Origin of the sequence: Cupriavidus lacunae (assembly GCF_003353055.1) — a bacterium.
Lineage (GTDB): Bacteria > Pseudomonadota > Gammaproteobacteria > Burkholderiales > Burkholderiaceae > Cupriavidus > Cupriavidus lacunae.
In genome coordinates this window covers 270,653-297,542 of record NZ_QKWJ01000003.1, presented here as the reverse complement: position 1 = coordinate 297,542, position 26,890 = coordinate 270,653, and the positions used below count along the sequence as shown (strand labels likewise).

General features: G+C 69.0%; 21 protein-coding genes and 1 pseudogene. 14 read left to right on the top strand and 8 right to left on the bottom strand.

Going from position 1 to position 26,890, the window contains the following annotated elements; all coding sequences use genetic code 11:
* Positions 1-537 precede the first annotated feature (537 nt).
* From DN412_RS04870 to DN412_RS04860, 3 genes are all read right to left on the bottom strand, one after another.
* Complete coding sequence (locus DN412_RS04870) at positions 538-1,863, bottom strand: sigma-54-dependent transcriptional regulator (protein WP_115013454.1); 1,326 nt, start codon at positions 1,861-1,863, stop codon at positions 538-540.
* Positions 1,864-1,871: 8 nt separating this feature from the next.
* Positions 1,872-3,857, bottom strand: coding sequence for a sensor histidine kinase (locus DN412_RS04865; protein WP_115013453.1), 1,986 nt, complete (start codon positions 3,855-3,857; stop codon positions 1,872-1,874).
* A gap of 70 nt (positions 3,858-3,927) precedes the next feature.
* Positions 3,928-5,223, bottom strand: a complete 1,296-nt coding sequence (locus tag DN412_RS04860; protein ID WP_115013472.1) for a dicarboxylate/amino acid:cation symporter — start codon at positions 5,221-5,223, stop codon at positions 3,928-3,930.
* 390 nt (positions 5,224-5,613) lie between these two features.
* On the opposite strand from DN412_RS04860, the gene DN412_RS04855 reads away from it, so the two are divergent.
* Complete coding sequence (locus DN412_RS04855) at positions 5,614-5,934, top strand: (2Fe-2S) ferredoxin domain-containing protein (protein ID WP_115013452.1); 321 nt, start codon at positions 5,614-5,616, stop codon at positions 5,932-5,934.
* A gap of 34 nt (positions 5,935-5,968) precedes the next feature.
* Here the strand turns inward: DN412_RS04855 and DN412_RS43355 are convergent, their stop codons facing one another.
* Positions 5,969-6,112, bottom strand: a complete 144-nt coding sequence (locus tag DN412_RS43355) for a hypothetical protein (protein WP_161563979.1) — start codon at positions 6,110-6,112, stop codon at positions 5,969-5,971.
* Between DN412_RS43355 and DN412_RS04850 the strand changes: the two genes are divergently transcribed.
* The 4 genes from DN412_RS04850 to DN412_RS04835 all read left to right on the top strand — a co-directional run bounded on the left by DN412_RS04850 (position 6,101) and on the right by DN412_RS04835 (position 9,773).
* Complete coding sequence (locus DN412_RS04850) at positions 6,101-6,742, top strand: alpha/beta hydrolase (protein ID WP_115013451.1); 642 nt, start codon at positions 6,101-6,103, stop codon at positions 6,740-6,742. The genes DN412_RS43355 and DN412_RS04850 overlap by 12 nt on opposite strands.
* A 63-nt stretch (positions 6,743-6,805) precedes the next feature.
* A complete protein-coding gene (locus tag DN412_RS04845; RefSeq protein WP_115013450.1) occupies positions 6,806-8,005 on the top strand; it encodes a D-alanyl-D-alanine carboxypeptidase family protein in 1,200 nt (399 codons plus the stop codon).
* A 61-nt stretch (positions 8,006-8,066) separates the two neighbouring features.
* Positions 8,067-8,372 (top strand): YbeD family protein, encoded by a 306-nt coding sequence (locus DN412_RS04840; RefSeq protein WP_115013449.1) that lies wholly within the window; start codon positions 8,067-8,069, stop codon positions 8,370-8,372.
* A gap of 204 nt (positions 8,373-8,576) precedes the next feature.
* Positions 8,577-9,773, top strand: a complete 1,197-nt coding sequence (locus DN412_RS04835) for a class I SAM-dependent rRNA methyltransferase (protein ID WP_115013448.1) — start codon at positions 8,577-8,579, stop codon at positions 9,771-9,773.
* Between the two features lie 19 nt (positions 9,774-9,792).
* Here the strand turns inward: DN412_RS04835 and DN412_RS04830 are convergent, their stop codons facing one another.
* The 3 genes from DN412_RS04830 to DN412_RS04820 form a co-directional block, all read right to left on the bottom strand.
* Positions 9,793-11,892, bottom strand: coding sequence for an ATP-dependent helicase (locus tag DN412_RS04830; RefSeq protein WP_115013447.1), 2,100 nt, complete (start codon positions 11,890-11,892; stop codon positions 9,793-9,795).
* Between the two features lie 142 nt (positions 11,893-12,034).
* A complete protein-coding gene (locus DN412_RS04825) occupies positions 12,035-12,571 on the bottom strand; it encodes a TlpA disulfide reductase family protein (protein ID WP_115013446.1) in 537 nt (178 codons plus the stop codon).
* A gap of 111 nt (positions 12,572-12,682) precedes the next feature.
* Positions 12,683-13,186 carry a SoxW family protein gene (locus DN412_RS04820; protein ID WP_115013445.1) on the bottom strand — a complete coding sequence of 168 codons (504 nt, stop codon included), beginning with the start codon at positions 13,184-13,186 and terminating at the stop codon, positions 12,683-12,685.
* Between the two features lie 136 nt (positions 13,187-13,322).
* Here DN412_RS04820 and DN412_RS04815 point away from each other — a divergent pair, with 136 nt between their 5' ends.
* Together DN412_RS04815 and DN412_RS04810 are read left to right on the top strand one after the other, a co-directional pair.
* Positions 13,323-13,925, top strand: coding sequence for a hypothetical protein (locus DN412_RS04815; protein ID WP_115013444.1), 603 nt, complete (start codon positions 13,323-13,325; stop codon positions 13,923-13,925).
* Positions 13,926-14,004: 79 nt separating this feature from the next.
* Complete coding sequence (locus DN412_RS04810) at positions 14,005-14,664, top strand: LysE family transporter (RefSeq protein ID WP_115013443.1); 660 nt, start codon at positions 14,005-14,007, stop codon at positions 14,662-14,664.
* A 247-nt stretch (positions 14,665-14,911) separates the two neighbouring features.
* Here DN412_RS04810 and DN412_RS04800 read toward each other — a convergent pair whose 3' ends face one another.
* Positions 14,912-15,634 (bottom strand): GntR family transcriptional regulator, encoded by a 723-nt coding sequence (locus tag DN412_RS04800; protein WP_115013441.1) that lies wholly within the window; start codon positions 15,632-15,634, stop codon positions 14,912-14,914.
* Between the two features lie 394 nt (positions 15,635-16,028).
* Between DN412_RS04800 and ptsP the strand changes: the two are divergent.
* From ptsP to pgi, 7 genes and pseudogenes are all read left to right on the top strand, one after another.
* Positions 16,029-18,586, top strand: a pseudogene (gene ptsP / locus DN412_RS04795) (phosphoenolpyruvate--protein phosphotransferase).
* 177 nt (positions 18,587-18,763) lie between these two features.
* Positions 18,764-20,353 (top strand): PTS sugar transporter subunit IIBC, encoded by a 1,590-nt coding sequence (locus tag DN412_RS04790; RefSeq protein WP_115013440.1) that lies wholly within the window; start codon positions 18,764-18,766, stop codon positions 20,351-20,353.
* Between the two features lie 120 nt (positions 20,354-20,473).
* Positions 20,474-21,538: a porin gene (locus DN412_RS04785; protein WP_115013471.1), complete on the top strand. Its 1,065-nt coding sequence runs from the start codon at positions 20,474-20,476 to the stop codon at positions 21,536-21,538.
* A 42-nt stretch (positions 21,539-21,580) separates the two neighbouring features.
* Positions 21,581-22,684, top strand: a complete 1,104-nt coding sequence (gene nagA / locus DN412_RS04780) for an N-acetylglucosamine-6-phosphate deacetylase (RefSeq protein WP_115013439.1) — start codon at positions 21,581-21,583, stop codon at positions 22,682-22,684.
* Complete coding sequence (locus DN412_RS04775; protein WP_115013438.1) at positions 22,677-23,708, top strand: SIS domain-containing protein; 1,032 nt, start codon at positions 22,677-22,679, stop codon at positions 23,706-23,708. Before nagA ends, DN412_RS04775 begins: the two co-directional genes overlap by 8 nt.
* Positions 23,709-23,766: 58 nt before the next feature.
* Positions 23,767-25,254, top strand: coding sequence for a glucose-6-phosphate dehydrogenase (zwf, locus tag DN412_RS04770; protein ID WP_115013437.1), 1,488 nt, complete (start codon positions 23,767-23,769; stop codon positions 25,252-25,254).
* The gene (gene pgi / locus DN412_RS04765; protein WP_115013436.1) at positions 25,254-26,885 is read left to right on the top strand and encodes a glucose-6-phosphate isomerase; all 1,632 of its coding nucleotides are present in this window, start codon (positions 25,254-25,256) and stop codon (positions 26,883-26,885) included. Before zwf ends, pgi begins: the two co-directional genes overlap by 1 nt.
* Positions 26,886-26,890: the final 5 nt, after the last annotated feature.

The window sequence follows — 26,890 nt, the reverse complement described above, 5'->3', positions numbered from 1 at the left end:
GACGAGCTGATCAATTAGCTCCTTGGGGATGCTCGGAAGGTCCCGGGGTGTGGCTTTTGGTTTGCGTGGCATACATGCTCCTTGTCGACATGTTATGCCCTACACACAAAATCCCGTACAGGCTCGCGTAGCAGGCCCGAACCACCGACCACATCGAACGGAAATCACCGCCGCCCGAACCACCCCCACCACCAAATTGGTGGCCAGCCGCCTGAGGCGACGCGCTTTTTGGTTACTTTTTGTCGCTCGGACAAAAAGTGACCCGCCCAGCTGGGCGGAACCAGGCCGTCAAACCTACGACAACATCGAACCCGACCTACATAACCAAGCCACCGAGCAGGAAGCCCCCCGGCCACGCCAGCGAAACAGCCCACGGAATTCTTCGAAGAACCAAAAAAAACGCCCCGCATACGCGGGGCCGTCAATTACCACGAAGATTGATACACACGGCGGGCACCTGCCAATGCCGCAGCCGCCACCGAAGCATAGGCCGCCAATGTGACGGCCCCGTGGCAGCGCAATGAACGCCGCATGACATCACAGCCCGTAGCGCTTGATCTTGTCGTAGAGCGTCGCCTTGCCGACTTGCAGCAGGTCCGCCGCCTGGCTGACCGCGCCGCCAGTGCGCGCCAGTGCATCCGCAATCACGGCGCGCTCGAAATGTTCCATGCGCTCGCGCAGCGGCGCGGTGTCGTCGGGGGCAGCCGCCTGCGCTCCCGCCTGGCCGCCTTCGCGCACGCCCAGCACCATTCGATCAGCGGCATTGCGCAGTTCCCGCACATTGCCCGGCCAGGGACGCTGGGCCAGTGCCTGGCGCTGCGCCTCGGACAGGATCGGCGCCGGTCGCTGGTAGCGCACCGCGGACACCAGCGAGAAATGCTCGAACAGCGGCACGATGTCCTCGCGCCGCTCGCGCAGCGGCGGCAGCGCGATGGTGACTACGTTGAGCCGGTAATACAGGTCTTCGCGGAAGCTGCCCTGCGCGACCAGCGCATCCATGTCACCCTTGGCCGCCGCGACGATACGCACATCGATGCTGACCGACGCATTCGACCCCAGCCGCTCCAGCGAGCCTTCCTGCAGCACGCGCAGCAGCTTGACCTGCAGCGCCAGCGGCATGCTCTCGATCTCGTCAAGGAAGAGCGTGCCGCCCGAGGCGTGCTCGAGCTTGCCGATGCGGCGCTTGCCCGCGCCGGTGAAGGCGCCGGCCTCATGGCCGAACATCTCGCTCTCGAAGATGGCCTCGGGAACGGCGCCGCAGTTCAGCGCGATAAAGGGGCCCTCGGCCCGGCCGGACAGCGCGTGCAGGCTGCGCGCGACCAGTTCCTTGCCGGTGCCGGTCTCGCCGTTGATCATCACCGGCACGTCGGTGGGCGCGACATTGGCCACCAGCGCGCGCACCTGCTCGATTGCGGGCGAACGGCCGATGATGCGCGTGCCCGCGGCGGGGCCGGCCAGTTCGCGGCGCAGCGCCTGGTTTTCCAGTTCCAGCGCGCGGCGTTCGAGGGCGCGGCGCACGGTGTCGGTGAGGCGGTCGGCGCCGAAGGGCTTTTCGATAAAGTCGTAGGCGCCTTCGCGCATCGCCTGCACGGCCATGGTGATGTCGCCATGGCCGGTCACCAGGATCACCGGCACGCCCGGCGCGGCGTTGCGGCAGTGCTGCAGCAGGTCCAGGCCGCTGGCGCCGGGCAGGCGCACGTCAGTCACCAGCACGCCGGCAAAGGCGCCGTGCAGGTGCGGGATCGCGGCCTCGGCGGAGGGCAGCGCCAGCACCCGGAAGCCGGCCAGCTCCAGGCTCTGCGCGGTGGCCTGGCGCACCAGCGGCTCGTCTTCGACAAACAGGACACGCAGACCGTCGTGCATGGCAATACTCATTGAGAGGCGGAAACCGTGGGCGCGGGGTCGATGGCGGGGGCGCGCGCCAGGACCAGCGTGAACTGGGCGCCGCCGCCGGGGACGTTGGCCACGCTCAGCTGGCCGCCGAACTCACGCACGATCGACGACGAGATCGCCAGCCCCAGCCCCAGGCCTTGCCCGGTTTCCTTGGTGGTGAAGAAGGGTTCGAACAGCCGCGGCAGCGCTTCCGGCGCGATGCCGGTGCCGTTGTCGCGCACGACGATGGTGACGGCCTGGCCTTCTGCCTGCACGTCCAGACCGATATGCCCCTGTGCTGGCGCGGCTGCGGCAATCGCATCCAGCGCATTGCCGAGCAGGTTCAGCAGCACCTGCTCCAGCTTCAGCTCGTCGGCGCGCACCGCCAGGTCGGGCAGGGCGTCCAGGCCCGTGACGCCGACCGTGACTGTGCCCAGCCGCGGCGCCAGCAGTGCCAGCACGTGGTCGACCGCCGCGCGCAGCGCCACCGGCCGGCGCAGCGGGCGCGCCTTGCCGGCAAACAGCTTGAGCTGGCCGGTGATCTTGCCCATGCGCTCGGTCAGGCCGGCGATGGCCGTCAGGTTGCCTTCGGCCGCGGCCAGCTGGCCGCGCTCCAGCAGCACGCGGGTGTTGTCCGAGAACGTGCGCAGCGCCGCTAGCGGCTGGTTCAGCTCATGCGTGATGCCGGCGGCCATCTGCCCCAGCGCGGCCAGCTTGCTGGCCTGCACCAGTTCGTCCTGGGCCGCGCGCAGCTCGCTTTCGGCGCGGGTGCGTTCCGCGACTTCGGCCTCCAGTTGTTCGTTGATGGCCATCAGGTCGGCGGTGCGCTCTTCCACGCGCCGCTCCAGCTCGTCGTACGCGGCTTCGAGCAGGCGGCGGCTGTATAGCATGTCGCGCGCACGCTGGCGGCGCTGGCGCCAGTTGACCAGCAGCAGGCAGATACAGGCATAGGCCAGCGCTGCCGCCACGGTGGCGTTGCGCGCGTTGGCCAGCACGGGGTCGAGCGGCGCCATCACCTGCATGGTCCAGCCGGCCGCGCCGACCTTGCGGCCGAGCTCGAGATAGCGGTCGGCGCGCTCGCTGCCATCCGGCGCGGGATCGTTGCTGCGCACGCGTACCAGCCGCGCGCCTTCATCGAGCGTGGTGGAGGCCAGCCAGCCCGTGACGGGCGAGGTCAGCGGCTCCAGCGGCAGCGGCGAGACGTCGCGATCATGGTACTGCCGGGTCTCGCCGAGTTGGGCATGCAGCGCCGGCGGCAGCGGACGCAGCGTGCGGTACTGCCATTCCGGCACGGAAGACAGGAAGATGACGCCGTGGTCGTCACTGACCATCAGCGGTTCGGCGCTGCCGCCACCGGCGCGCTGGAACCACTCCAGGTTGAGCTTCACCACCGTAACGCCGATCACCTTGCCGCCCGCTTCCACCGGTTGTGCGATGTAGTAGCCGGGCTCGTCGCTGGTGATGCCGATGGCGTAGAAGCGGCCCAGCTCGCCACGCGCGGCAATCTGGAAATAGGGGCGGAAGCGGTAGTCGGTGCCGACGAAGCTGCCAGGCTGCCCGTGATTGCTGGCGGCCAGTGCAATGCCGTTGGCGGCGATCACATAGGTGGCGGAGGCATGTGCCCGGCGGTTGACTTCGGCCAGGTAGTGGTTGGCGGCGGCCACGCGCGCCGGATCGCCGGGGGATTCGAGCAGCCCGCGCACGAAGGGGTGCAGCGACACCAGCGCGGGCAGGAATTCGTAGCGGTCGAGGGTGCTTTCGAGCGTGGCGGCGTAGCGGTCGGCACGCGTGGCGGTGGTCTGCTGCAGGGTGGAAATGCCGCGCTGGACCGAGACCAGCCAGGTCAGCGCGCACAGCAGCAACAGCCCTGCCGCCAGCACGACGGCAAAACCCCACCACCGGCCGTTCTCGGTGCCCGGCTCGTGTACCGCCGTCCGGGCGGCGGCGGGGTCATGTACGGCGAGAAAATCGTCGGAGTGGGGCATCGTCGCGCGCGAAGGCTGTCGCACCGATGATACCCGCTGGCGGGCGGCCAGGGCAGCCGCCCGCGTGGCGTCAGACGTTCTGGCCGGCGTCGGCAAGGACTTCCGCATCTTCGCCACCGTGCTGCAGCACGCTGTTGAGCTTCTTGCGGTCAAGCTCGCGCTCCCAGGCCGACACCACCACCGTGGCCACGCCGTTGCCGATGATGTTGGTCAGCGCGCGGCACTCGCTCATGAAGCGGTCGATGCCCAGGATCAGCACCATGCCGGCGACCGGGATGGTGGGTACCACGGCCAGCGTGGCGGCCAGCGTGATAAAGCCGGAGCCGGTCACGCCGCTGGCGCCCTTGGAGGTGAGCATGGCCACCGCGAGGATGGTCAGCTGCTGCATCAGCGTGAGTTCGATGCCGGTCGCCTGGGCGATGAAGATCACCGCCATCGTCATGTAGATATTGGTGCCGTCCAGGTTGAACGAGTAGCCGGTTGGCACCACCAGGCCCACCACCGACTTTGAGCAGCCGAGCTTTTCTAGCTTTTCCATCAGGTGCGGGAGCGCCGCTTCCGACGAGCTGGTACCCAGCACGATCAGCAGTTCTTCCTTGATGTACGACACGAAGCGCAGGATGTTGAAGCCAGTCAGGCGCGCCACCGTGCCGAGCACGAACACCACGAAGATGATGGCCGTGAAGTAGAACGTGCCGATCAGCTTGAGCAGCGGAACCAGCGAACCCAGGCCGTACTTGCCGATGGTGAATGCCATCGCGCCGAAGGCGCCGATCGGGGCGACCTTGGTGATGACATGAACGATGTGGAAGAAGACCTTGGAGACCTGTTCCACCAGCTGGAAGACGATTCGCGCCCGCTCTCCCATGGCCGACAGCGCTGCGCCGAAGAACAGCGAGACCAGCAGGATCTGCAGGATGTCACCGTTGGCGAAGGCGCTGATGATCGTTTCCGGGATGATATGCATCAGGAATTCGACCGTGCTCTGGCCGTGCGCCTTCGACACATACTGCGCGATGGATGCGGTATCCAGCGTGGCCGGGTCGATGTTGAAGCCCACGCCCGGCTTGAGCAGATGCGCGGCGCCCAGGCCTATCAGCAGGGCAAAGGTGGAGACCACCTCGAAATAGAGCAGCGCCTTGCCGCCGACGCGCCCGACCTTCTTCATATCGCTCATGCCGGCAATGCCGGTCACCACCGTACAGAAGATGATGGGGCCGATGATCATCTTGATCAGCTTGATGAAGCCGTCGCCCAGCGGCTTCATGGCGATGCCCGTATCCGGCCAGAAATGGCCCAGCACGATGCCGACGAAGATGGCGAACAGGACCTGCACGTACAGGATCTTGTAGAAGGGTTTTCTCATGATGTCGTCCTCGGTATTGACCGTACCCGGCACGGTGTCGCGCGGGCGCGCGCCGTCACGGTTGCGGCGCGTTCAGGAGGAGTATTCGCAACCTGCGTGCCAGTCAGACCTGCATCGGTAACTGATTGATTCAAAAGGAAAGACTGGCGTTGCGCCGGCGCCGGGGCTCCGGAATTCCGGAATCCCGGACGGCACGCCTCCGGGGATTCAGAATGCCGGAGCCGCCGCAGGTGCGCGAGGCGCCACCCCGGTGGGGGCCGTAGTGAACAGTTACTGGCGCAAACGTCGGCGTTATCACGGCCGGGCCGTCGCGACGCCGTATAATTCCGAGCTTCCGTTCAATGCCGTCCGGGCCGTGCCGCCGTCCGGGGCCGCCATCACACCGCACGCATGAGCAGCTACTACCAGCACCACGTCTTTTTCTGCCTGAACCAGCGCGAGGCCGGCGAGAACTGCTGCGCCAACCACAACGCCCGCGCAATGCAGGAATACGCCAAGAAGCGTTGCAAGGAACTGGGTATCGCCGGCGGCGAACGCCGGGTGCGCATCAACAAGGCGGGCTGCCTGAACCGTTGTGAACTTGGACCGGTGCTGGTGGTCTACCCCGAGGCCGTCTGGTACACCTTTGTCGATGAGCACGATATCGATGAGATCATCGACAGCCACCTGATGAAGGGCAAGCCGGTCGAGCGGCTGATGGTGGACCGCTGAACGAAGGGAAGCCGGCGCATGCCGGCTTGTTGCTTTACCGCTTGATTGCTTTACCTGATTTACCCGCTTTATCTGTCATGCCCGCCGCCCGCCAGCCGGACGGTTTTTTCATTTTTGCCCGGGCATTGCGCCGGGCGCCCGCTTCACTGTCATCCTGACCGCCATCATGAACGCGCATACCCAGGTACTTTCCATCACCGGTCCCGCCGGTGCGATCGATCTCTCGGTAGACCTGCCGCAAGGCGAGCCGCGCGGCCTGGCGCTAGTGGCGCATCCGCATCCGCTGTTCGGCGGCACCAAGGACAACAAGGTAGCGCAGACGCTCGCGCGCAGCTTCGTGCAACTGGGCTATGCCACGGTGCGCCCGAACTTCCGCGGCGTGGGCGGCAGCGCCGGCGAGCACGACAACGGCATCGCCGAGCAGGACGACCTGCTGGCCGTGGTGGCCTGGATGCGCAAGCAGAGCGCGTGGTCGGCACAGGCCGCGACCCTGCCGCTGGCCATGGGCGGGTTCTCGTTCGGCAGCTTCGTCACCACCCACGTGGCGCGCCGCTTGGCCGAGGCCGGCACGCCCGCGCAGCGCCTGGTGCTGGTGGGCACCGCCGCCAGCCGCTGGCAGGTGGCCGAGGTGCCGGCCGACACCATCGTGATCCATGGCGAGCAGGACGACACCGTGCCGCTGGGCAGCGTGTTCGACTGGGCCCGCCCGCAAGAGCTGCCGGTGATCGTGATCCCCGGCGCCGACCATTTCTTTCACCGCAAGCTGCACCTGATCAAGCAGCTCGTCGTCAATGCGTGGGACCGGTAAGGCCGGCACGCCGCCACGCCGGAACATCCCCGCGCCACCTTCTTACTGTCGGAAAACAGAAACATGCTGAATAGAGCCACGACACGCCTTTCGTCCGCTTTTGCTCCCGCTGCCATCGCCGCCGCCGTCGTGCTGGCCGCCGCGCCCGCCGCCGTCGTGGCGCAGGGCGTGCCGGTGCCGCAGGTCGCGGCCAAGTCGTGGATGCTGTATGACGTGACCAGCGGCCAGGCCCTGGCGTCGCAGAACGCCGACGCGCGCATCGAGCCGGCTTCGCTGACCAAGCTGATGACCGCCTACCTGGCGTTCGAGGCACTCAAGGAAAAGCGCCTGACGCTGGACCAGGCCGTGGTGCCGACCAACCTGGTGCTCAAGGTCAAAAGCGACGAGTCGCGCATGTTCATCGAGCCCAACAAGCCGGTCACCGTGCAGGACCTGCTGCTGGGCCTGATCGTGCAGTCGGGCAACGACGCCGCGCTGGCGCTGGCCGAGGCCGTGGGTGGCTCGGAAGAGGGCTTTGTCGCGATGATGAACCGCGAGGCCCAGCGCATGGGCATGAAGAACACCCACTTCACCAACACCGACGGCATCCCCGACCCGAACCACTACACCACCGCGGTGGACTTGGCGACGCTGACCACGCGCCTGATCAAGGACTTCCCCGAGTACTACAGCATGTACTCGCAGAAGGAGTTCACCTATAACAAGATCAGGCAGCCCAACCGCAACCGCCTGCTGTACATCGACCCGACCGTGGACGGCGTGAAGACCGGCCATACCAAGTCCGCCGGCTACTGCCTGATCTCGTCGGCCAAGCGGCCGCTGGCCAACGTGCCGGACGGCTCGCGCCGCCTGATCTCGGTCGTGATCGGCACCACCACCGAACAGGTGCGCACCCAGGAAAGCCTGAAGATCCTCAACTACGGCTTCCAGTTCTTCGACACTCTGCGCCTGTACGACAAGGGCCAGGTGCTGGCCACGCCGGACATCTACAAGGGCAAGAGCGGCACGGTCAAGATCGGCGTGCAGAACGAGACCTTCGTCACCGTGCCCAAGGGCACCGGCGGGCGCCTGAAGCCGGTGCTGGAGCGCCAGGAACTGCTGATCGCGCCGATCTCGGCGGGCCAGCAGGTGGGCATGGTCAAGCTGATGGACGGCACCAACAAGGTGGCGGAGTTCCCGGTGGTGGCGCTGGAGGAAGTGCCCGAGGCCGGCTTCTTCGGCCGCCTGTGGGACACCATCCGCCTGTGGTTCAAGCGCAAGTGACCTGAATGCGCGCAAGCCGGTGCGCCCCGCGGTGCGCCGGTTTCGTGCCGGAGAATCCGACATGACAACCGATAACCAAGGCAGCAACAAGCCGGGCGAGATCCCGCCCGAGCAGTCGCTGATCGAGTATCCCAGCCACTTCCCCATCAAGGTGATGGGCGCGATGCAGGACGGCTTTGCCGAGGCCATCGTCACGCTGGTGCAGGAATTCGACCCCGACTTCCACGCCGGCAAGATGGAAATGCGCCCCTCGAGCGGCGGCAACTACCTGGGCCTGACCGTGACGGTGTGGGTCACCAGCCGCGAGCAGCTCGACGACCTGTATCGGGCGCTGACTTCGCATCCGATGGTGAAGGTCGTTCTCTAACGCGACTTTCCCGCATTGTTTTCTCCCCTCTCCCGCGCGCGGGAGAGGGGCCGGGGGAGAGGGCAGGCCCGTGCATGCCGACATGCGGCACTTCGTTGACGCTCCCGCCCTCTCCGCCAACCCCTCTCCCGCCGTGCGGGAGAGGGGAGCCAGACCGCAGCATGAGAAACACTTGCGCCGCGGCATGCATCCTCCCTGATCGACATGAACACCATCACCCTGAAACCCGGCAAGGAAAAATCCCTGCTGCGCCGCCACCCGTGGATCTACGCCACCGGCATTGCCACGACCGAAGGGCGCTGCGAGCCGGGCGCGACCGTGATCGTGCGCGCCGCCGACGGCCGCTTCCTGGCCAAGGCCGCCTACAGCCCAGAGTCGCAGATCCGCGCGCGCGCGTGGACCTTCGACGAGAATGAGCCGGTCGACCACGCCCTGTTCAAGCGCCGCGTGGCCGCGGCCATCGCCTACCGGCGCCAATGGGTGAAGGACAGCGACGCGGTGCGGCTGATCTTCGGCGAATCCGACCGGCTGCCCGGCCTGATTGTCGACTACTACGGCAACGGTGAAACGGGTCAGCTGGTGTGCCAGTTCAATTCCGCCGGCGTGGAGCACTGGAAGACCGCGATCGTGCAGGCACTGGTCAAGGAGACCGGCTGCCCCAACGTCTATGAGCGTTCCGACGCCGCCGTGCGCCAGCGCGAGGGCCTGGAGCTGGTGACCGGCGTGCTGGCCGGCGCCGAGCCCGACCCGGCGCTGTCCGTCACCGAGCACGGCGTGCGCTACTACGTCGACGTGCGCAACGGCCACAAGACCGGCTTCTATGTCGACCAGCGCGACAACCGCAAGCTGGTGGGCGACCTGGCCGCGGGCCGCGAGGTGCTGAACTGCTTCTGCTATACCGGCGGCTTCTCGCTGGCGGCGCTGCGCGGCGGCGCCACCTCGGTGACCTCGATCGATTCGTCGGGCGAGGCGCTGAAGATCGCCGCGGGCAATGTCACGCTCAATGGCTTCGAGCCGGAACGCGCCACCTGGCTCGATGCCGACGTGTTCAAGACCCTGCGTGAGTTCCGCGCCGAGGGCCGCCAGTTCGACCTGATCGTGCTGGACCCGCCCAAGTTCGCCCCGTCGGCGCAGCATATCGACCGTGCCGCGCGCGCCTACAAGGAAATTAACCTGGTCGGCACGCAGCTGCTGCGCCCGGGCGGGCTGCTGTTCACCTACTCGTGCTCGGGCGCGATCAGCATGGAGCTGTTCCAGAAGATCGTGGCGGGAGCGGTCAACGATGCACGCGCCGATGCGCGCATCCTGCGGCGTTTGTCCGCCGGCACGGATCACCCGATGCTGGCGGCGTTCCCGGAAGGGGAGTACCTGAAGGGGTTGCTGCTGGAGAAAGTGGCGTAAGACGAATGGGTGGCGCCGGTCAGCGCCACATATTCCGCATCCGGCTGGCCAGATCCACCGGCGCCAGCGCGGGTTTGGCCGGCCCCTCGCCCGGCATTGGCGGGGGTGGCCAGGAGCGGCTGTAGAAGTTGGGCATCACGCGGTTGGGCAAAAAGCGTGTGCGCGACGCATACACATGGCGGTCGCCGAACCCCACCTGCTGGTGCACGTAAAAGCGTTGCGGCACCACGATGTCCAGGTGGTCCCTGGCGCGCGTCATGGCCACGTAGAGCAGCCGCCGTTCTTCCTCGATCTCTTCGGTGGTGCCGGTCGCCAGGTCGCTCGGCATGCAGCCGTCGACGGCATTGAGCACGTACACCGCTTTCCACTCCTGGCCCTTGGCCGAGTGGATGGTCGACAGGATCAGGTAGTCCTCGTCGCGCGAGGGCACGCCGGATTCGTCGCTGGAGGCGCTGGGCGGGTCCAGTGTCAGTTCGGTCAGGAAACGTTCGCGTGCGCCGTAGGTGGCGGCGATGCGCTCCAGCTGCTGCAGGTCGGCCTGGCGCGCGGCGGCGTCGTCGTGCAGGCGCTCCAGGTGCGGCGCGTACCAGGCCAGCACCTGCTCGAACTCCGATGGCCATGGCGAGGTCGGCGCCATCAGCGCGCGTGCCAGCGCCAGCAGGTCGGCCCAGGCTGGCACGGCGGCGGGAGGCGGCTCGAATGCTTCCAGTGAGAACAGCGGCTCGGTCGCCAGCGCCAGCGCATCCAGCACGCGCGCCGCGGTCTTGGGGCCGATGCCGGGCAGCAGCTGCAGCGTGCGGAAGCCGGCCATGCGGTCGCGCGGGTTTTCGAGCCAGCGCACCACCGCCAGCACGTCCTTGACGTGGGTCGATTCCAGGAACTTCAGTCCGCCGAACTTCACGAACGGGATATTGCGCCGGGCCAGCTCGATCTCGACCTGCGCGCTGTGGTCGGCGGCGCGGAACAGCACTGCCTGCGCCATCAGTGTCAGGCCCGCCTCGCGCCGCGCCAGCACCTGCTCGACCACATAGCGGGCCTGGTCGGCCTCATCGTTGACCACGACCACGCCGGGCTTCTCGGCAGAGGCGCGCTCGGACCACAGGTCCTTGGTATAGCGTTCGGCCGCCAGCCCGATCACCGCGTTGGCGGCCTGCAGGATCGGCTGCGTCGAGCGGTAGTTCTGCGACAGCGTGACCTGCTGCGCGGCCGGCGTGAACTGCGCCGGGAAGTCCAGGATATTGCGCACGGTGGCGCCGCGGAAGGCATAGATCGACTGCGCATCGTCGCCCACCACGGTCAGGCCGCGGCCGTCCGGTCGCATGGCCAGCAGGATCGACGCCTGCAGCGCATTGGTGTCCTGGTATTCATCGACCAGCAGATGGTCGAAGCGCGCGCCCATGTCCTGCGCGATGGTGGGCTCGGCCATGGCCTGGGCCCAGTAGAGCAGCAGGTCGTCATAGTCCAGCACATGCTGCTTCTGCTTGGCCTCGACATAGCCGGCGAACAGCGTGCGCAGCGCGTCGGCCCACATCGCGTAGCGCGGGAACTGTTGCCTGAGCACGTCTTCCAGCGGCGCCTGGGTGTTGACCACGCGCGAGTAGATCGCCAGGCAGGTTTCCTTCTTGGGGAAGCGGCTGGCGGTCTCGGACAACCCCAGGTCGTGGCGCACCACGTGCATCAGGTCGGCGGCATCGCCGCGGTCGCTGATGGTGAAGGCGGGCGACAGGCCAAGCGTTTCCGCGTATTCGCGCAGCAGGCGCGCGCCGATGGCGTGGAAGGTGCCGGACCACTGCAGCGCCGCGCGCCCCGCGCCGGTCTGGGTGCCCAGCGCCTGGTCGACGATGCGCTCGACGCGCCGCCCCATCTCCGCCGCGGCGCGGCGCGAGAACGTCAGCAGCAGGATGCGGCGCGGGTCGGCCCCGCCCAGCACCAGGTGCGCGACGCGGTGCGCCAGCGTGTTGGTCTTGCCCGAGCCGGCGCCGGCGATGATCAGCAGCGGCGCGTCGCTGCCATGCTCCACCGCGGCGCGCTGCTCCGGGTTGAGCCGGGACAGGTAGGCGGGGACCACGTCGGCTTCTGGGGCCGCGAGGTCGGCGGCGGGGGCAAGGTCCAGGGTCACAGAGGAAAGGCTCGGAAAAAGGCTGGCGCCAACTGTATATCCATACAGGGTTGGCGCGCAACCTGCCGCGCTGACGATGCGACGTAAAAACAAAAAAAGGTGCTCGATGAGCACCTTTTCGCAGCCGTTGGCAGCGCCGGCGTTACGCGGACTTTGCCAGCGCGCCGTCCAGCAGCTTGTGCAGGGCATCCCACTCGGGCTCGCCCACATAGCGCTTCAGGATGCGGCCGTCCTTGTCGACCACGAATGTGGTCGGCGTCAGCTGCACATTGCCAAAGGCTTTGGCCGCGGCGCCGTCGGAATCCATCGCGACCTTGAACGGCAGGCCGCGCGTCTTGGCGTAGTTCATCACATACATGGGCGGATCGTAGTTCATCGCCACGGCGACAAATTCCAGCCCCTTGCCCTTGAACTGCTCATAGGTGCGGACCATGTCCGGCATTTCCTTGACGCAGGTGGCGCAGCTGGTGGCCCAGAAGTTGATCAGGTAGACCTTGCCCTTGAGGTCGGCGGTGCTGACCTTCTCGCCCGACAGCAGCGTGAAGGTGGCGGGCGGCACGGTGTTGGCCGGCGACACCGCACGGTAGCCGAACCAGCCCAGCAGCGCGAGCACGACCACGGCCGCGACGATGGGCCAGGGCTTGCGGGAGGTCTTGGTGGCGGGGGCAGCAGTGGTCATGGCATCCGGGGCAGGCAGGTTCGGTCAGCAATGGGACATTCTAATGCCGCGGGCGTTCGCGCGCTGCGCGGGGCCGGGCTGCGGCAATCCGCCGCAAGCGCCTCAGTCACTTCAGCGCCGGGAGGCGACGGCGGCGCGTGCCTGATCCAGCGCCTGTTCCAGGTAGGCGCCGTAGAAATCCGGCTGCATGCCGCGCAGCGGGCTGGCGGCGGCGCGGCCCTGGCGGTCCAGGAACAGTACCGTGGGCGCCACCCGCACCTGGTGCGCGCGGGCCCAGTCACGCGCGGTGGTCAGGCTGCCGTCGGCATCGCGCAGCGGCGTGTCGGCGGTCATGTCGAGCTCGCGCACGGCAATCTCGCCGGCGGCGGCCTGCGGGCCCAGGTAGTTGCGGCGCACCGCATCGCAATAGCTGCAGCCCGGCATCGACACCAGCACCACCAGCGGCTCGCCGCGGCGCGCGGCCTCGGTGCCGTGGGCGGCGAGGTCGGAGGCCGGCGGCAGGTGGGACGGGCTGGCCGAGGCGGGCATGCCAGTCGCCGCCAGCAACAGGCCCGCGGCCAGCCAGCGCAGGCTGGCGACGGCAACGGCGGGGCGGGAGAGGCGGGCGGCAGGCATGGCGGATATGTGGGGGCGGTAGTGATGCGGCGCGCCAAGCACCGGCGCGCCGCTTCCGGGATAATACCGGTTTCCGCGCGCAGGCGATGGCGCCCACCCGCGCCTTCCCCCATATCGCCTTCCGCCCTATTTCACGATGCGTCCCGTGCTGCCCCCGCTGAGCCTTCCCGCCGCTGTCCGCCGGCCACTGCTGTGCTGCGCCGCCGTGCTGGCACTTGCCCTGTGCGCCTGCTCGCCGCGCTATGACTGGCGCACCATCCAGTCGGGCGAGGGCGGTTACGCCGCGCTCTATCCCGGCAAGCCCACCAGCGCCGCGCGCGACGTGACCATTGCCGGGCGCAGGCTGCCGATGACGATGGAAGCCGCGCGCATCGACGACACGCTGTTCGCCGTGGGCGTGGTGACCCTGCCCGCCGATGACGAAGCCCTGCGGCGCGAGGCCCTGGCGGCGATGCAGGCCGGCCTGCTGGCCAACCTCGGCAAGCTGTCGGACGCGCCGCGCACGCGGTCCGTCACCGTCATGACCGCGGACCGGCCGGGCCGTCCGCTTGCCGGCGTGGAAGTGCAGGCCAGCGGCGTGTCGGCGCAGGACCAGTCGCCGCGCCGGCTGAGCGCGCGGCTGGTGGCCGTGGGCGTGCATGCCTACCAGGCCGTGGTGCTGGAATCCGGCGATGCGGCACGCGATGCGCGCCAGGCCGAGCAGGTGGAGCAGTTCCTGGGCGGCTTCCACCCGCTCTGACGCGCCGCCGGAAAGAATCACAGGTGCCGGCGCTGCGATCGTGCAGCCCCGGCATGGTTGTCGTCAAAGGAGAGTTGGAATGCGTTGGGAAGTCTGGTTGGCCTATTTCGCCGCGTGCTGGGTGATCGCGGTATCGCCGGGGTCGGGCGCGGTGCTGTCGATGAGCCACGGGCTCTCGTATGGGCTGCGCAGGACCACCACCACCATCTTCGGCCTGCAGGCCGGGCTGGTGATCGTGCTGCTGGTGGCCGGCGGCGGGCTGGGCGCGCTGCTGCTGGCCTCGGAGCAGGCTTTCATGGTGGTCAAGACGATCGGTGCGCTGTACCTGATCTACCTGGGTATCCAGCAATGGCGCGCCAAGATGGAAAGCGGGGCGGACCAGGGCAGCACACAGGGAGAAAACGCGGCGCCTGTGCGCGTAGCCGTGATGAGCCGGCGCCGGCGCTTTGCCACGGGGCTGCTGACCAATGTGACCAACCCCAAGGGCATCATCTTCATGGTCGCGGTGCTGCCGCAGTTCATCGATCCCAACCGGCCGCTGGCGCCGCAGCTGGCGATCCTGGCCGCCACCATGTGCTGCGTGGACCTGATCGTGATGCATGGCTACGCGCTGCTGGCTTCGCGCATGCAGGGGCTGTTCCGCAATGCGCGCGCGGTGCGCTGGCAGAACCGCTTTTTCGGCAGCGTGCTGATGGCGGTGGGCGCGGCGCTGTTCTTCGTGCGCAGGCAACATGCCTGACCGGCGCTCCATCAGCACTGGCGCGCACTGGCCGGGTTTGCTTCAATGAGGAGGAAACCCGGCCACGGAGACCCCGCATGCCCGCCTCGCTGAACCCCCACGCCGGTGCGCGCCTGCAGCCGCGCCATACCGTGCCCCCGGTCGAAGAGCCCGGGCCGCCGGGCATCCCCCCTGACTTGCCGTTGCCGCCGGAGGAAGACCCGACCCCGCCGCCGGTGGATCCGCCCGTGGCCGTTCCCGCCGCGCGCTACTGCTTGAGCTCGTAGAAGTCGTTCAGGCAGTAGGCGTCGGTCAGTTCGACCGGCTTGTCGCCATGGGTGTAGCCGGTGCGCCGGATATGCAGCAGCGGCTCGCCCGGCTCGATGCCCAGGCGCGCGGCCAGTTCCCCGGTCGCCACGATCGCGCGCAGGGTCTCGGTCACGCGCAGCACCGGCTTGCCGATCCGGTCCAGGTAGGCATAGAGCGATTCGCCGATGGCGCTGGCGTCGGGCAGCACGGCCAGCGCCAGCGTGGTCACGTCCATCCAGTAGATCTGCCCGTCGGCCTTGCGCAGGCGGGTCAGCCTGACAATCTCGTCGCCTTCCGGCAGCCCCAGCGCCGCGGCCTCCTGCGCCGTGGCACGGCGGCGCTCGAACGCCACCAGCTCGCTGGCCGGCGTCATGCCGCGCCGGCGCGCCAGCTCGCTGAAGTTGTCCAGCCGCGCCGGCTTTGGCTCGGCGCGCGGCGCGATAAAGGTGCCCGCGCCGCGGCTGCGGGTGATGGTGCCTTCCTCTGCCAGCACCTGCAGCGCGCGCCGTGCGGTGACGCGTGAAATCCCCAGCGAATCGACCAGCGTGCGCTCGGACGGCAACGCATCGCCCACACGCCATTGGCCGGCCTGGATGGCCGCGGCCAGCTTGCGCGCCACCTGCAGGTAGATCGGGGTCGCGTCCGCCTCGTCCGGCCTGAGGGTCTGCAGCCGTTGATCCATGCGAATCCTCGTAGGTACCAAAGTTTGGATCTGATGATACCACTTTAGGACATCTCTCGACGACACGGGCGAAATTGTGTGGGCCGTGTTACGAGTTCGCCATGCGCTTGCTTTCCGTCAATTGGTATCGAAAAGGTTTAACGATCCATGAGGCGAGAAAATGGTTTGATCGGCCAGAAAAATCCTAGATTTATCCGATATTTATGTGCTGAATCCGGCTGTTTTACAAGGGCTGTAAGTGCCACTTTGCGTTGGCTCAATAAAGATGCCACTTAGATACAAATTTGGCGTAATGGTTTTAACTGGTATGTTTATTGTCAGTGGCCGTCTATCTTTCCCGTGACCCTGGCGCCGTCGCAATCCCGCACCGGCTGCCCCGATTCCTGGAAGCAAGATGGCTGAGACGAGCGAAACCCTGTTGCTGCGGGCTCCGGTGAGTGGAGTGCTGCTTCCCCTTGCGGCGGTGCCGGACCCGGTCTTTGCCGACGGCATGTTCGGTGACGGCCTGGCCATCGACCCGCTGGGCGATACGCTGGTGGCGCCTTGCGACGGCACGGTCGTGCACCTGGCTGCGACCGGCCATGCGCTGACGCTGCAGGCGCCGTGCGGGGCGCAGGTGCTGCTGCATGTCGGCATCGACACCGTGTCGCTGCGCGGCGAGGGTTTTGCGCCTTGCGTGGCGCTGGGCGCCGCCGTGCGCCAGGGCGAGGCGCTGATCCGCTTCGATGTCGACCGCGTCGCGCAGCGGGCGCCAAGCCTGGTGACGGTCATGGCGATCGCCAACGGCGATGCCTTCACCGTCACTGGCCGCACCGACGCGACCCAGGCCGAGGCGGGCCGCACGGTGCTGCTGCAAGTGCGCGCCGCGGGCGCGGCGGCGCCTGTGCAGCCAGCCAATGGCACTGCCCCGGCCGAACAGCGGCGCACGGTCACGCTGGCCTGCCCCGGCGGCCTGCATGCCCGGCCTGCCGCACGGGCGCGCGAAGCCGTGCGCGGCCTGGACGCCACCGTCGCGCTGCACTACGGCGGGCGCCAGGCCAGCCTGGCCAGCCTGGTGGCACTGCTGGGCCTGGCCGCGGGCGAGGGCGCCACGGTTGAGCTGGTCGCCAGCGGGCGCGATGCTGGCGCCGCGCTCGACGCGGCGGCGCGGGAACTGCAGCGCGCCGGCGTGGGGGAAGTGGAAGCGGCGGCATCCGCGGTTGCTGCGCCACCGGCCCAGCCAGGTCCTTGCGCAGACCTGCCGCCGGGATGCCTTGGCGGCGTGGCCGCCGCGCCCGGCATCGCCATCGGCCCGCTGCACTGGTGGCGCGAAGCGACGCCGGAGCCGGACGAGGCCGGCCAGGGCGCTGCAGCCGAGCGTACGGCCTTGCGCGCCGCGCTGGCGGCGGTGGACGCCCAGCTGGCGCATGAGAGCGAAGCCGCCAGCGCGCGCCGCGCCGGCGCCGAGGCCGGCATCCTCGCCATGCATCGCGCGCTGCTGGAAGACCCGGCGCTGCAGGCGGCGGCCGACACCATGATCGCCGCCGGCAAGAGCGCGGGCTTTGCGTGGCGCGAGGCCACCCGTGCCGAAGCCGCGATGCTCTCCGCCATGGCCGACCACCGCATGGCCGAACGCGCTGGCGACCTGCTTGACCTCGGCAAGCGCGTGCTGCGCGCGCTGGCCCCGGCGGGCAGTGCTCCAGCCCAGCTTCCCGCGGCTGCCGATAGCCATCCCGTCGTGCTGGCCGCCGCAGAATTCACCCCCTCGGACCTGACCGGGCTGGACCGCACCCGTGTTGCCGGGCTGGTGATGGTGCGCGGCGGCCCGACCTCGCACGCCGCCATCATCGCGCGCCAGCTCGGCATGCCATGCCTGGTGGCGCTGGGCAGCGCGCTGGAGCGCTTGCAGGATGGCACCCCGGTCATCGCCGATGGCGACAACGCGCGCCTGCACGCCAGCCCCGATCGGCACTTGCTGGCTGCCGCCGCCAGCGCCGTCAGGCTGCGCACGCAGCAGCGCGAGGCCGACCTGCGCGCCGCGCACGCCGCGGCCAGCACGTGCGACGGCGTGCGCATTGAAGTGGTCGCCAATATCGGCAACGTCGACGACGCCCGCAATGCGGTCGCGCAAGGCGCCGACGCGGTCGGCCTGCTGCGCACCGAGCTGCTGTTCCTGCATGGCGAAGCCGCGCCCGTGGCGGCCGACCACACCGCCAGCTGCCAGGCCATCGCCGATGCCCTGGACGGCCGCAGCGCGATCGTGCGCACGCTCTCGATATCGGCGGCGACAAGGACGCTGCCTGGCTGCACCTGCCCCCCGAAGACAACCCCGCGCTGGGCCTGCGCGGCGTGCGCCTGGCGCAGGTGCGCCCGCAACTGCTGGACGACCAGCTGCGCGGCCTGCTGGCCGTGCGCGCGAAGACGCCGCTGCGCATCCTGCTGCCGATGGTCAGCGAGGTCGGCGAACTGCTGGCCTGGCGCGAACGCATCCGTGCGCTGGCGGCAGAAGCGGGCGCCGATCCCGCCATCGAGGTCGGCGTGATGATCGAAGTCCCTTCCGCCGCGCTGCTGGCCGACCAGCTGGCCGAGCACGCCGACTTCTTCTCGATCGGCACCAATGACCTGACCCAGTACACGCTGGCCATGGACCGCTGCCAGCCGGAACTGGCGGCGCGCATGGACGGCCTGCATCCCGCCGTGCTGCGCATGATCGCGGCCACCACCGAGGGCGCCGCGCGCCACGGGTGCTGGGTGGGCGTGTGCGGCGCGCTGGCCGGCGACCCGCTGGCCGTGCCGGTGCTGGTCGGGCTGGGCGTGACCGAGCTTTCCGTCGACGCCGGGCTGGTGCCGGGGGTCAAGGCGCGGGTGCGCACGCTCTCGCGCGCGGACTGCCGGCAGCGTGCAGGCGAACTGCTGCGGCTGCCGTCCGCCGCCGCGGTGCGCGACGCGTGCCGCCGCTACTGGCCGGCATAGCGTCCCGCCCGCCATTAGGACGCCGGTTTGCTCCCCTCTCCCGCGTGCGGGAGAGCTGTGCCGGGGGAGAGGGCAGGAGTATCCAGATGCGTGGTGCCTAGCTAAACCACCCCTCTCCCCGACCCTCTCCCACTGAGGGGAGAGGGAGAAAACATTCAGCCAATTCGGAGAACGCCAATGAAGATAGACCTGTTGCCCAGAGTGCAGCGCCTGGGCGCCACGCTGATGCTGCCGATTGCGGTGCTGCCCGTGGCCGGCCTGCTGCTGCGCCTGGGCCAGCCCGATGTGTTCGACATCAAGCTGATGGCCGAGGCCGGCAACGCGGTCTTCGCCAACCTGGCGCTGCTGTTCGCGATCGGCGTGGCGGTGGGCTTTGCGCGCGACAACAACGGCGCCGCGGCACTGGCCGGCACCATCGGCTACCTGGTGCTGACCACGGTGATGAAGACCATCGACAAGTCGCTCGACATGGGCGTGCTGGCCGGCATCGTCGCCGGCGCGGTGGCGGGCGGGCTGTATAACCGCTACCGCAATATCAACCTGCCTTCCTACCTGGGCTTCTTTGCCGGCAAGCGCTTCGTGCCCATCGTCACGGCGCTGTGCTGCCTGCTGCTGGTGACCGGGCTGCATCACCTGATCAACACGTTGGCGTGGTTCGTGTTCGGCAGCTACGCCGATCCGGCCACCGGCGCGGCGGTATCGGGCGACCTGCACCGCTACTTCGCCGGCGACCCCAGCGCGGGCCTGTTCATGACGGGCTTCTTCCCGGTGATGATGTTCGGCCTGCCCGCCGCCTGCCTGGCGATGTACCACGAGACGCCGCCGGCCCGGCGCGCGCTGGTGGGCGGCATGCTGTTCTCGATGGCGCTGACCTCGTTCCTGACCGGCATCACCGAGCCGATCGAGTTCAGCTTCATGTTCCTGGCGCCGGTGCTGTACGGCCTGCATGCGTTGATGACCGGCCTGTCGATGGCGCTGTGCCATGCGCTTGATATCCGGCTGGGCTTTACCTTCTCGGCGGGCGCCATCGATTATGTGCTGGGTTACGGGCTGTCCAGTCGCGGCTGGCTGGCAATTCCGCTGGGGCTGGCCTATGCGCTGGTCTACTACGGTCTGTTCCGCTTCTTCATCCGCCGCTTCAACCTGATGACGCCCGGCCGCGACGAAGCCGCGCCCGTGGCGGCCGCCGGCGGCGCCGCGCAGCCGGCCGCTGGCAGCGAGGCGCAACGCTATGTCGAGGCGCTGGGCGGCGCCGCCAACCTGGTCGTGGTCGATGCCTGCACCACGCGGCTGCGGCTGAACGTGGCCGATATCGGCGCGGTGTCCGAGCCGCAGCTCAAGGCGCTGGGCGTGCGCGGGGTGCTCAGGCGTCCGCCCAATGTGGTGCAGGTGGTGATCGGGCCGCAGGCCGAGCAGATTGCCGGCGACATCCGCGCGGTGCTGCAGCAGGTGCCGCAGGGTACGGCTGTCGCCGCTGCCGCAAGTGCCGCGCCCGCGGTTGCATCCCAGGCGCCGGCTGCCGCTGCCTTCGATCCCGCCTGGTGGATCGATGCGCTGGGTGGCGCCGCCAATATCGCCTCGGTCGGCGTGGTGGCACTGACGCGGCTGCGCGTGGTGGTGCGCGAGCGCGGCCAGGTGCGTGCCGACCGCCTTGCCGGCAGCCAGCTGATGTGGATCGGCGACGACACCGCGCATATCGCCTTCGGCCATGCGGCAGACGGACACGCGGCCGCGTTCGAGCGCGCCCTGCAAGCCATGCCCACCTGACCCCCGCCGCCGCCGCCGTGCGCGGCTGCGGTCGACCTTAGCCATCGGCCAGAACACCACGGCGGCCGCGACGACAGCCGCGCCGGTGGATACCGTTTGCCTATCCAGGAGCCATTGATCGTGAAACGCATTGCATTGACTGCGCTGCTCGCAGCGTCGGCCGGGGGCGCCTGCGCCCAGTCCGCCGGCACCGGCATCACCCTGTACGGCCGCGCCGTGGCCGGCCTCGACTATGTCAACGGCATCGCCCGCCCGGGCGGCGACGTCGATACCTTCCGCTTCGGCAGCAACCAGTACGGCGTCAGCTTCTGGGGCATGCGCGGGGCCGAAGACCTCGGCGGCGGCCTGCGTGGGGTGTTCAACCTGGAGGGCATGATCACCTCCGGCACCGGGCGCTCCGATCCGCTGTTCAACCGCCGCGCCCAGGTGGGCCTGGCCAGCAACGACTGGGGCACGCTGCTGCTGGGCCGGGCCATGAGCCTGACCGACGACGAGAGCGGCGCGATCGACCCGATGGGCCTGCAGGCCAGCTCGGTCGCCACGCTGGTCTATGGCCGCAACTGGGGCTCGCGGCCCAATGCCGTGACCTACAACTCGCCGGTATGGGGCGGCCTGAGCGTGCGCGCGCAGGCCGGCAGCGACGGCGTGCCGGGCAGCTTCAACAGCGGCAAGCAGCTCAGCGCGGCCGTCAAGTACGCGCAGGGCAACCTGAGCCTGACCGGCATCTATGAAGAACTGCGCGACGCGCAGGGCCGCATGGACAACCTGTACGCCAGCTCGCGCCAGTACACGCTGGGGGGCAGCTATGCGCTGAACAACCTGCGCCTGTTTGCCGGCTACAACCTGACGGTGTCCTCGGGCGATACCGTGGCCACGCCGGAGAACCCCTATGCCGCCACCCGCAGCCAGATGGCATGGGTCGGCGCCAACTACCGCGTGCTGCCGGCGCTGACGCTGCTGTCCGGCGTCTACTACGCCACCCTGAACAAGAGCGGGGGGCATGGCACGCTTGTCACACTGGGCGCAAAGTATGACTTGTCGAAGCGCACCTCGCTGTATGGCACGGTGGCGTCGGTGTTCAACTCGCGCAATGCCACCTTCTCGGTGGAGGCGTCGCCGGACACCATGCCGCGCGCCGGGGCGAACCAGCAGGGCGCCTATGCCGGCATCATCCACCTGTTCTGACGGTGGCTGGCCGGTGATGGAGATGAATTGGAGAGCATTGCCATGAAAGGAAACATCCTGACGCCAGCCGGCTGGATCTTCGGAGAGATCCATGCCGGCCCGGACGGACGCATCGCGCGCATCGAGGGCGTGCCGGTCACGCCCGAGGGCAACGATGCCCCGTACGTGCTGCCGGGGTTTGTCGACCTGCTCAACCACGGCGGTGGCGGCAAGGACTTCATGGATGGCGAGGCCGCGGTGCCGGTGATCCTGCGCGCGCATGTGCGCTTTGGCACCACCAGCCTGCTGGGCAGCACCATGACCTCGCCGCACGACGTGCTGCTGCCCGCACTGCAGGCGCTGGACCGCGCCTGCGCGCAGCGCCCGGCCGGCGCGGCGCGCATGCTGGGCGTGCACCTGGAAGGGCCGTATATCAACCCCGGCAAGCTCGGCGCGCAGCCGGATACCTCTGTCATCGCCACGCAGGAAGAACTGGAGCAGTACCTGGGCGCCGCGCCGCTGAAGGTGGTGACACTGGCGCCCGAGCTGCCGGGGCACCTCGACATCATCCGCATGCTGGCCGCGCGCGGCGTGCGCGTGCAGCTGGGCCACACGCTGGGCACCTATGAGGATGCGGTGGCCGCGCTGGACGCCGGCGCCAGCGGCTTTACCCACCTGTTCAACGCGATGACGCCGCTGCAGCACCGCGCGCCCGGCGTGGTGGCGGCGGCGCTGGCGCACGCCGAGTTCGCCGAACTGATCCCCGACCTGCTGCACGTGCACCCCGGCGCCATCCGTGCCGCGCTGCGCGCGATTCCACGGCTGTACGTGGTCACCGACGCCACCGCCGCCGCCGGCATGCCGGATGGCGTCTACCACCTCGGCAGCCAGACCGTCTACAAGGCCGACGGCAGCGTGCGCCTGGCCGACGGCACGCTGGCCGGCAGCGTGCTGACCATGGACCAGGCGTTGCGCAACCTTGTGTCGATCGGGCTGGACCTGGCCGATGCGTCGCGGCGCGTGTCGCTGTATCCGGCCCAATACCTGGGCATGGCCGACCGCGGCATGCTGGCAGAGGGCTGCTGGGCCGACGTGGCCGTGCTTGACCGCGCGCTGTCGGTGCGCACCGTTTATGTCGAAGGAGAATGCTGTGTCGAGAATGCTTGAAGAGGCGCTGAGCGCGCCGGGCGTGGTGGCCGCGCAGCTGGCAGACGCGCCGCGCGTGGCGGCGCTGGCCGCGCAACTCGCCGCGCAGGCCTGGCCCGCGGTGCTGACCGTGGCGCGCGGCAGCTCGGACCACGCCGCCAGCTACTTCGCCACGCTGGTCACCCGCCGGCTGGGCGTGCCGGTGGCCTCGCTGCCGATGTCGACGGTGACATTGCACGACAGTGCGCTGCGCGTGGCCGGGCAACTGGCGGTGGCGTTCTCGCAGTCCGGCCGCAGCCCGGACCTGGTCGAGACCATGCGGGCGCTGCGCGACGGCGGCGCTGCCACCGTCGCGCTGGTCAACGCCCCGGATTCGCCGCTGGCGCAGGCGTGCGCGCATGAACTGCCATTGCTCGCCGGCCCCGAGCAGAGCGTTGCCGCGACCAAGAGCTATATCGCCATGCTGTCGATGTCGGCGCTGCTGGTGGGACATATCGAGGCCGCGCGCAGCGGCGAGCGCGAGCTGGTCGAGGCCTGCGCAGGCTTGCCGGCCGCGCTGGCAGAAGCGGCCGCGCAGGACTGGTCGGCGCTGGTGCCCGCGCTGCGGGGCACCGAGCGCATGATCGTGCTGGGCCGCGGCGCGGGCCTGGCGATCGCGCAGGAAGCGGCGCTCAAGCTCAAGGAGACCTCCGGCCTCCAGGCCGAGGCCTTCTCCGGCGCCGAAGTGCGGCACGGTCCGATGGAAATCATCGGCGACGGCTACCCGCTGCTGGTGTTCGCGCCGCGCGGACCGGAACAGGCCGGGCTGCTGGCGCTGGCCGCCGAGATGCGCGCAAGGGGGGCGCGTGTGCTGCTGGCGGCGCCCCCTGGCACGGTTGATGCGGGGCAGCCCCTGGAGTTGCCACTTGCGCCGGCCGGCCATCCGCTGCTCGATCCGGTCTGCGCCATCCTGAGCTTCTATGTCGCCGCGCAGGCGCTGGCGCTGGCGCGCGGGCGCAACCCCGACCAGCCACAGTACCTGCGCAAGGTGACAGAGACGCGCTGACCCGGCCCATACTGCCTCAATACCGCCCACGCCGCCCCCGGCAAGCAAGGAGTCCGTCATGCAAACCACCCGTACCGCCTCTTCCTCCGGCACCGCCGACGCGCGGCCGCTGGACCTCGTCATCTTCGGCGGCGCCGGCGACCTGTCGGCGCGCAAGCTGCTGCCCTCGCTCTATATGTGCCACCGCGATGGCAATCTGCCCGACGGCACCCGCATCATCGGCGTGGGACGGCACCGTTGGGACCGCGAGGCCTTTGTCAATTTTGCCGACGAGAGCGCGCAACCCTTTGTCGATGCGCGCTATCTGGAGCCCGCCAAATGGAAGACCTTCCTGCAGCGGCTGGAATTCGTGCACGTTGACGCCGCGCAGTCCGGCGACTATCCGGCGCTGGCCGCGCAGTTGCGCCAGGACGCGCTGCGCATCTACTACATGGCGATGCCGCCCGGATTGTTCGCGGCCACCTGTGACAACCTTGCCAGCCAGGGCTTGATCGCCAACGACACGCGGCTGGTGCTGGAAAAACCGCTGGGCGTGGACCTGGCCTCGGCCATCGGCATCGGCGAAGTGGTCAGCCGCTATTTCAGCGAGGACCGCACCTACCGGATCGACCACTACCTGGGCAAGGAAACGGTGCAGAACCTGATGGCGCTGCGCTTCGGCAATTCGATTTTCGAGCCGCTGTGGCGTACGCCGTTCGTGTGCAGCGTGCAGATCACCGTGGCCGAGACCGTGGGCGTTGGCACGCGCGGCGGCTTCTACGACGAGGCCGGCGCCATGCGCGACATGGTGCAGAACCACCTGCTGCAGCTGGTCAGCATCCTGGCGATGGAGCCGCCGGCATCGCTGACCTCCGACGCGGTGCGCGATGAAAAGCTCAAGGTGCTGCGCTCGCTGCGGCCGATGTCGCCCGAAGACGTGCGCCGCAATACCGTGCGCGGCCAGTACACCGCCGGCGCCATCGCCGGCGAGCTGGTGCGCGGCTATCTGCAGGAGGAGGGCATTCCGCCCGACAGCCGCACCGAGACCTTCGTCGCGATGCGCGCCGAGCTGGGCACGTGGCGCTGGAACAAGGTGCCGTTCTATCTGCGCACCGGCAAGCGCATGCAGGAGCGCGTGACCGAGGTGGTGATCAACTTCGCCCAGGTGCCGCATTCGATCTTCGATGCCGGCAGCACGCTGCAGCCCAACCGCATGGTGATCCGGCTGCAGCCGGAAGAGTCGGTGCGGCTCACGCTGATGGTGAAGCAGCCGGGCGAGGGCATGAAGCTGAAGCCGCTGAGCCTCGCGCTGAACCTGGACTCGGCCTTCACCACCCGGCGCGCCGAAGCCTACGAGCGCTTGCTGCTCGACGTGATCCGCGGCCGGCTGGCGCTGTTCGTGCGGCGCGACGAGCTGCAGGCCGCCTGGACCTGGGTCGACCCGATCCTCGAAGCCTGGCGCCAGCAGGACGAAGGCCCACGCCCCTATACGGCCGGTACCTGGGGGCCGGCGGCGTCGTCGGCGTTCATGGCGCGAGAGGGCGTGCAGTGGTCGGAGGAGGCGTGATGCGGTTGACCGAACGCCCTGCATGGCGGGCCCTCGCCGCGCTGGCGGCGCAGCCGCTGCCGCATCTGCGTGAACTGGTGCACGAGCCGGGCCGTGGCGACTACGCGCGCTTGTCGGCAGCCGGCATTGAACTGGACTTCACGCGGCAACGCATCAACCGCGCCGTCCATGACGCGCTGCTGGCCCTGGCGCAAGACGCGGGCATCGAAGCCCAGCGCGACGCCATGCTCGCGGGCGAGCCCGTCAACGCCACCGAAGGCCGTGCGGTGCTGCACGTCGCGCTGCGCGGCGGCGCCGACGCGCACCCACCCTGGGGCAGCCAACTCGCGGCGGAAATCGATGCCGAACTGGCGCGCACCTGCGACTTTGCCGATGCCGTGCGCGAAGGCCGCGTGCGCGGCTTCGGCGGCGCGCCGATCCGGCATGTGGTCAGCCTTGGCATCGGCGGCTCCGACCTGGGCCCGCGCATGGCCTGCGAGGCGCTGGCCGCGCACGCCAGCGACGCCGTGCAGCTGCATTTCGTCTCGAATCCGGACCCGGCACAGCTCTACGCCGTGCTGTGCCAGGCCGATCCCGCCACCACGCTGTTTTTAGTCTCGTCCAAGACCTTCACCACGCACGACACGCTGATCAATGCGGCCTCGGCGCGGCAATGGCTGCTCGACCATGGCTGCCCGGCGCAACAAGTGCCGGCGCAGTTCGCCGCGATCACCGCCAACGCCGCGCGCGCCGTGGCCGAGGGCTACCTGCCGCAGCAGGTGTTCCGCTTCTGGGACTGGGTGGGCGGGCGCTATTCGCTGTGGTCGGCCATCGGCCTGCCGGTGATGATTGCCGCCGGCCCGCACCAGTTCCGCGCGCTGCTGGACGGTGCGCACGCCATGGACACGCACTTCCGCAACGCGCCGCTGGCGCAGAACCTGCCAGTGGCGATGGCACTGTGCGGCATCTGGAACCGCAATTTCCTCGGCGCCCCCACGCAACTGGTCGCGCCCTATGCGGCCCCACTGGCAAAGCTGCCTGCCTATCTGCAGCAGCAGGACATGGAGTCGTGCGGCAAGCGCGTGGACGCAAGCGGCAGGGTAGTGGACCACGCCACCGGCGCCATCGTCTGGGGCGGCCTGGGCCTGGACGGCCAGCACGCCTACTTCCAGCTGCTGCACCAGGGCACCCACCTGGTTCCCGCCGACCTGATCGGCACGCGCCGCTGCGAGGTGCCGCTGCCGCAGGCCCGGACGCATCATCAACTGGTGCTGGCCAACTTGCTGGCGCAAGCCAGTGCCCTGTCCTGCGGCCGCACGCAGGACGAAACCCTGATCGCGCTGTCGGCATCCGGCCTGCCGCCGCATGAGGCCGCGCGGCTGGCACCGCATCGCACTTTCCCCGGCAACGTACCGGTCAGCCTGCTCTGGCTCGACACGCTCGACGCCGCATCGCTGGGCGCGCTGATCGCGCTGTACGAGCACAAGGTCTTCGTGCAGGCCGCGATCTGGGGCATCCATGCTTATGATCAGTGGGGCGTGGAGCTGGGGAAGACGATCGCGTCGGACATCCAGGCATGCCTGGCGCGGCGCGAGGTGCCGAAGGAGATGGATCCGGTGGCGGCGGCGACGCTGGCTTCGCTGGTGGGGTAGGTCGA

What these genes read in the sequence shown, in the direction of transcription:
- DN412_RS04870 (WP_115013454.1), bottom strand. Translation starts at nt 1,863, where the DNA reads ATGCACGACGGTCTGCGTGTCCTGTTTGTCGAAGACGAGCCGCTGGTG.
- DN412_RS04865 (WP_115013453.1), bottom strand. Translation starts at nt 3,857, where the DNA reads ATGCCCCACTCCGACGATTTTCTCGCCGTACATGACCCCGCCGCCGCC.
- DN412_RS04860 (WP_115013472.1), bottom strand. Translation starts at nt 5,223, where the DNA reads ATGAGAAAACCCTTCTACAAGATCCTGTACGTGCAGGTCCTGTTCGCC.
- DN412_RS04855 (WP_115013452.1), top strand. Translation starts at nt 5,614, where the DNA reads ATGAGCAGCTACTACCAGCACCACGTCTTTTTCTGCCTGAACCAGCGC.
- DN412_RS04850 (WP_115013451.1), top strand. Translation starts at nt 6,101, where the DNA reads ATGAACGCGCATACCCAGGTACTTTCCATCACCGGTCCCGCCGGTGCG.
- DN412_RS43355 (WP_161563979.1), bottom strand. Translation starts at nt 6,112, where the DNA reads ATGCGCGTTCATGATGGCGGTCAGGATGACAGTGAAGCGGGCGCCCGG.
- DN412_RS04845 (WP_115013450.1), top strand. Translation starts at nt 6,806, where the DNA reads ATGCTGAATAGAGCCACGACACGCCTTTCGTCCGCTTTTGCTCCCGCT.
- DN412_RS04840 (WP_115013449.1), top strand. Translation starts at nt 8,067, where the DNA reads ATGACAACCGATAACCAAGGCAGCAACAAGCCGGGCGAGATCCCGCCC.
- DN412_RS04835 (WP_115013448.1), top strand. Translation starts at nt 8,577, where the DNA reads ATGAACACCATCACCCTGAAACCCGGCAAGGAAAAATCCCTGCTGCGC.
- DN412_RS04825 (WP_115013446.1), bottom strand. Translation starts at nt 12,571, where the DNA reads ATGACCACTGCTGCCCCCGCCACCAAGACCTCCCGCAAGCCCTGGCCC.
- DN412_RS04820 (WP_115013445.1), bottom strand. Translation starts at nt 13,186, where the DNA reads ATGCCTGCCGCCCGCCTCTCCCGCCCCGCCGTTGCCGTCGCCAGCCTG.
- DN412_RS04815 (WP_115013444.1), top strand. Translation starts at nt 13,323, where the DNA reads ATGCGTCCCGTGCTGCCCCCGCTGAGCCTTCCCGCCGCTGTCCGCCGG.
- DN412_RS04810 (WP_115013443.1), top strand. Translation starts at nt 14,005, where the DNA reads ATGCGTTGGGAAGTCTGGTTGGCCTATTTCGCCGCGTGCTGGGTGATC.
- DN412_RS04800 (WP_115013441.1), bottom strand. Translation starts at nt 15,634, where the DNA reads ATGGATCAACGGCTGCAGACCCTCAGGCCGGACGAGGCGGACGCGACC.
- DN412_RS04790 (WP_115013440.1), top strand. Translation starts at nt 18,764, where the DNA reads ATGAAGATAGACCTGTTGCCCAGAGTGCAGCGCCTGGGCGCCACGCTG.
- nagA (WP_115013439.1), top strand. Translation starts at nt 21,581, where the DNA reads ATGAAAGGAAACATCCTGACGCCAGCCGGCTGGATCTTCGGAGAGATC.
- DN412_RS04775 (WP_115013438.1), top strand. Translation starts at nt 22,677, where the DNA reads ATGCTTGAAGAGGCGCTGAGCGCGCCGGGCGTGGTGGCCGCGCAGCTG.
- zwf (WP_115013437.1), top strand. Translation starts at nt 23,767, where the DNA reads ATGCAAACCACCCGTACCGCCTCTTCCTCCGGCACCGCCGACGCGCGG.
- pgi (WP_115013436.1), top strand. Translation starts at nt 25,254, where the DNA reads ATGCGGTTGACCGAACGCCCTGCATGGCGGGCCCTCGCCGCGCTGGCG.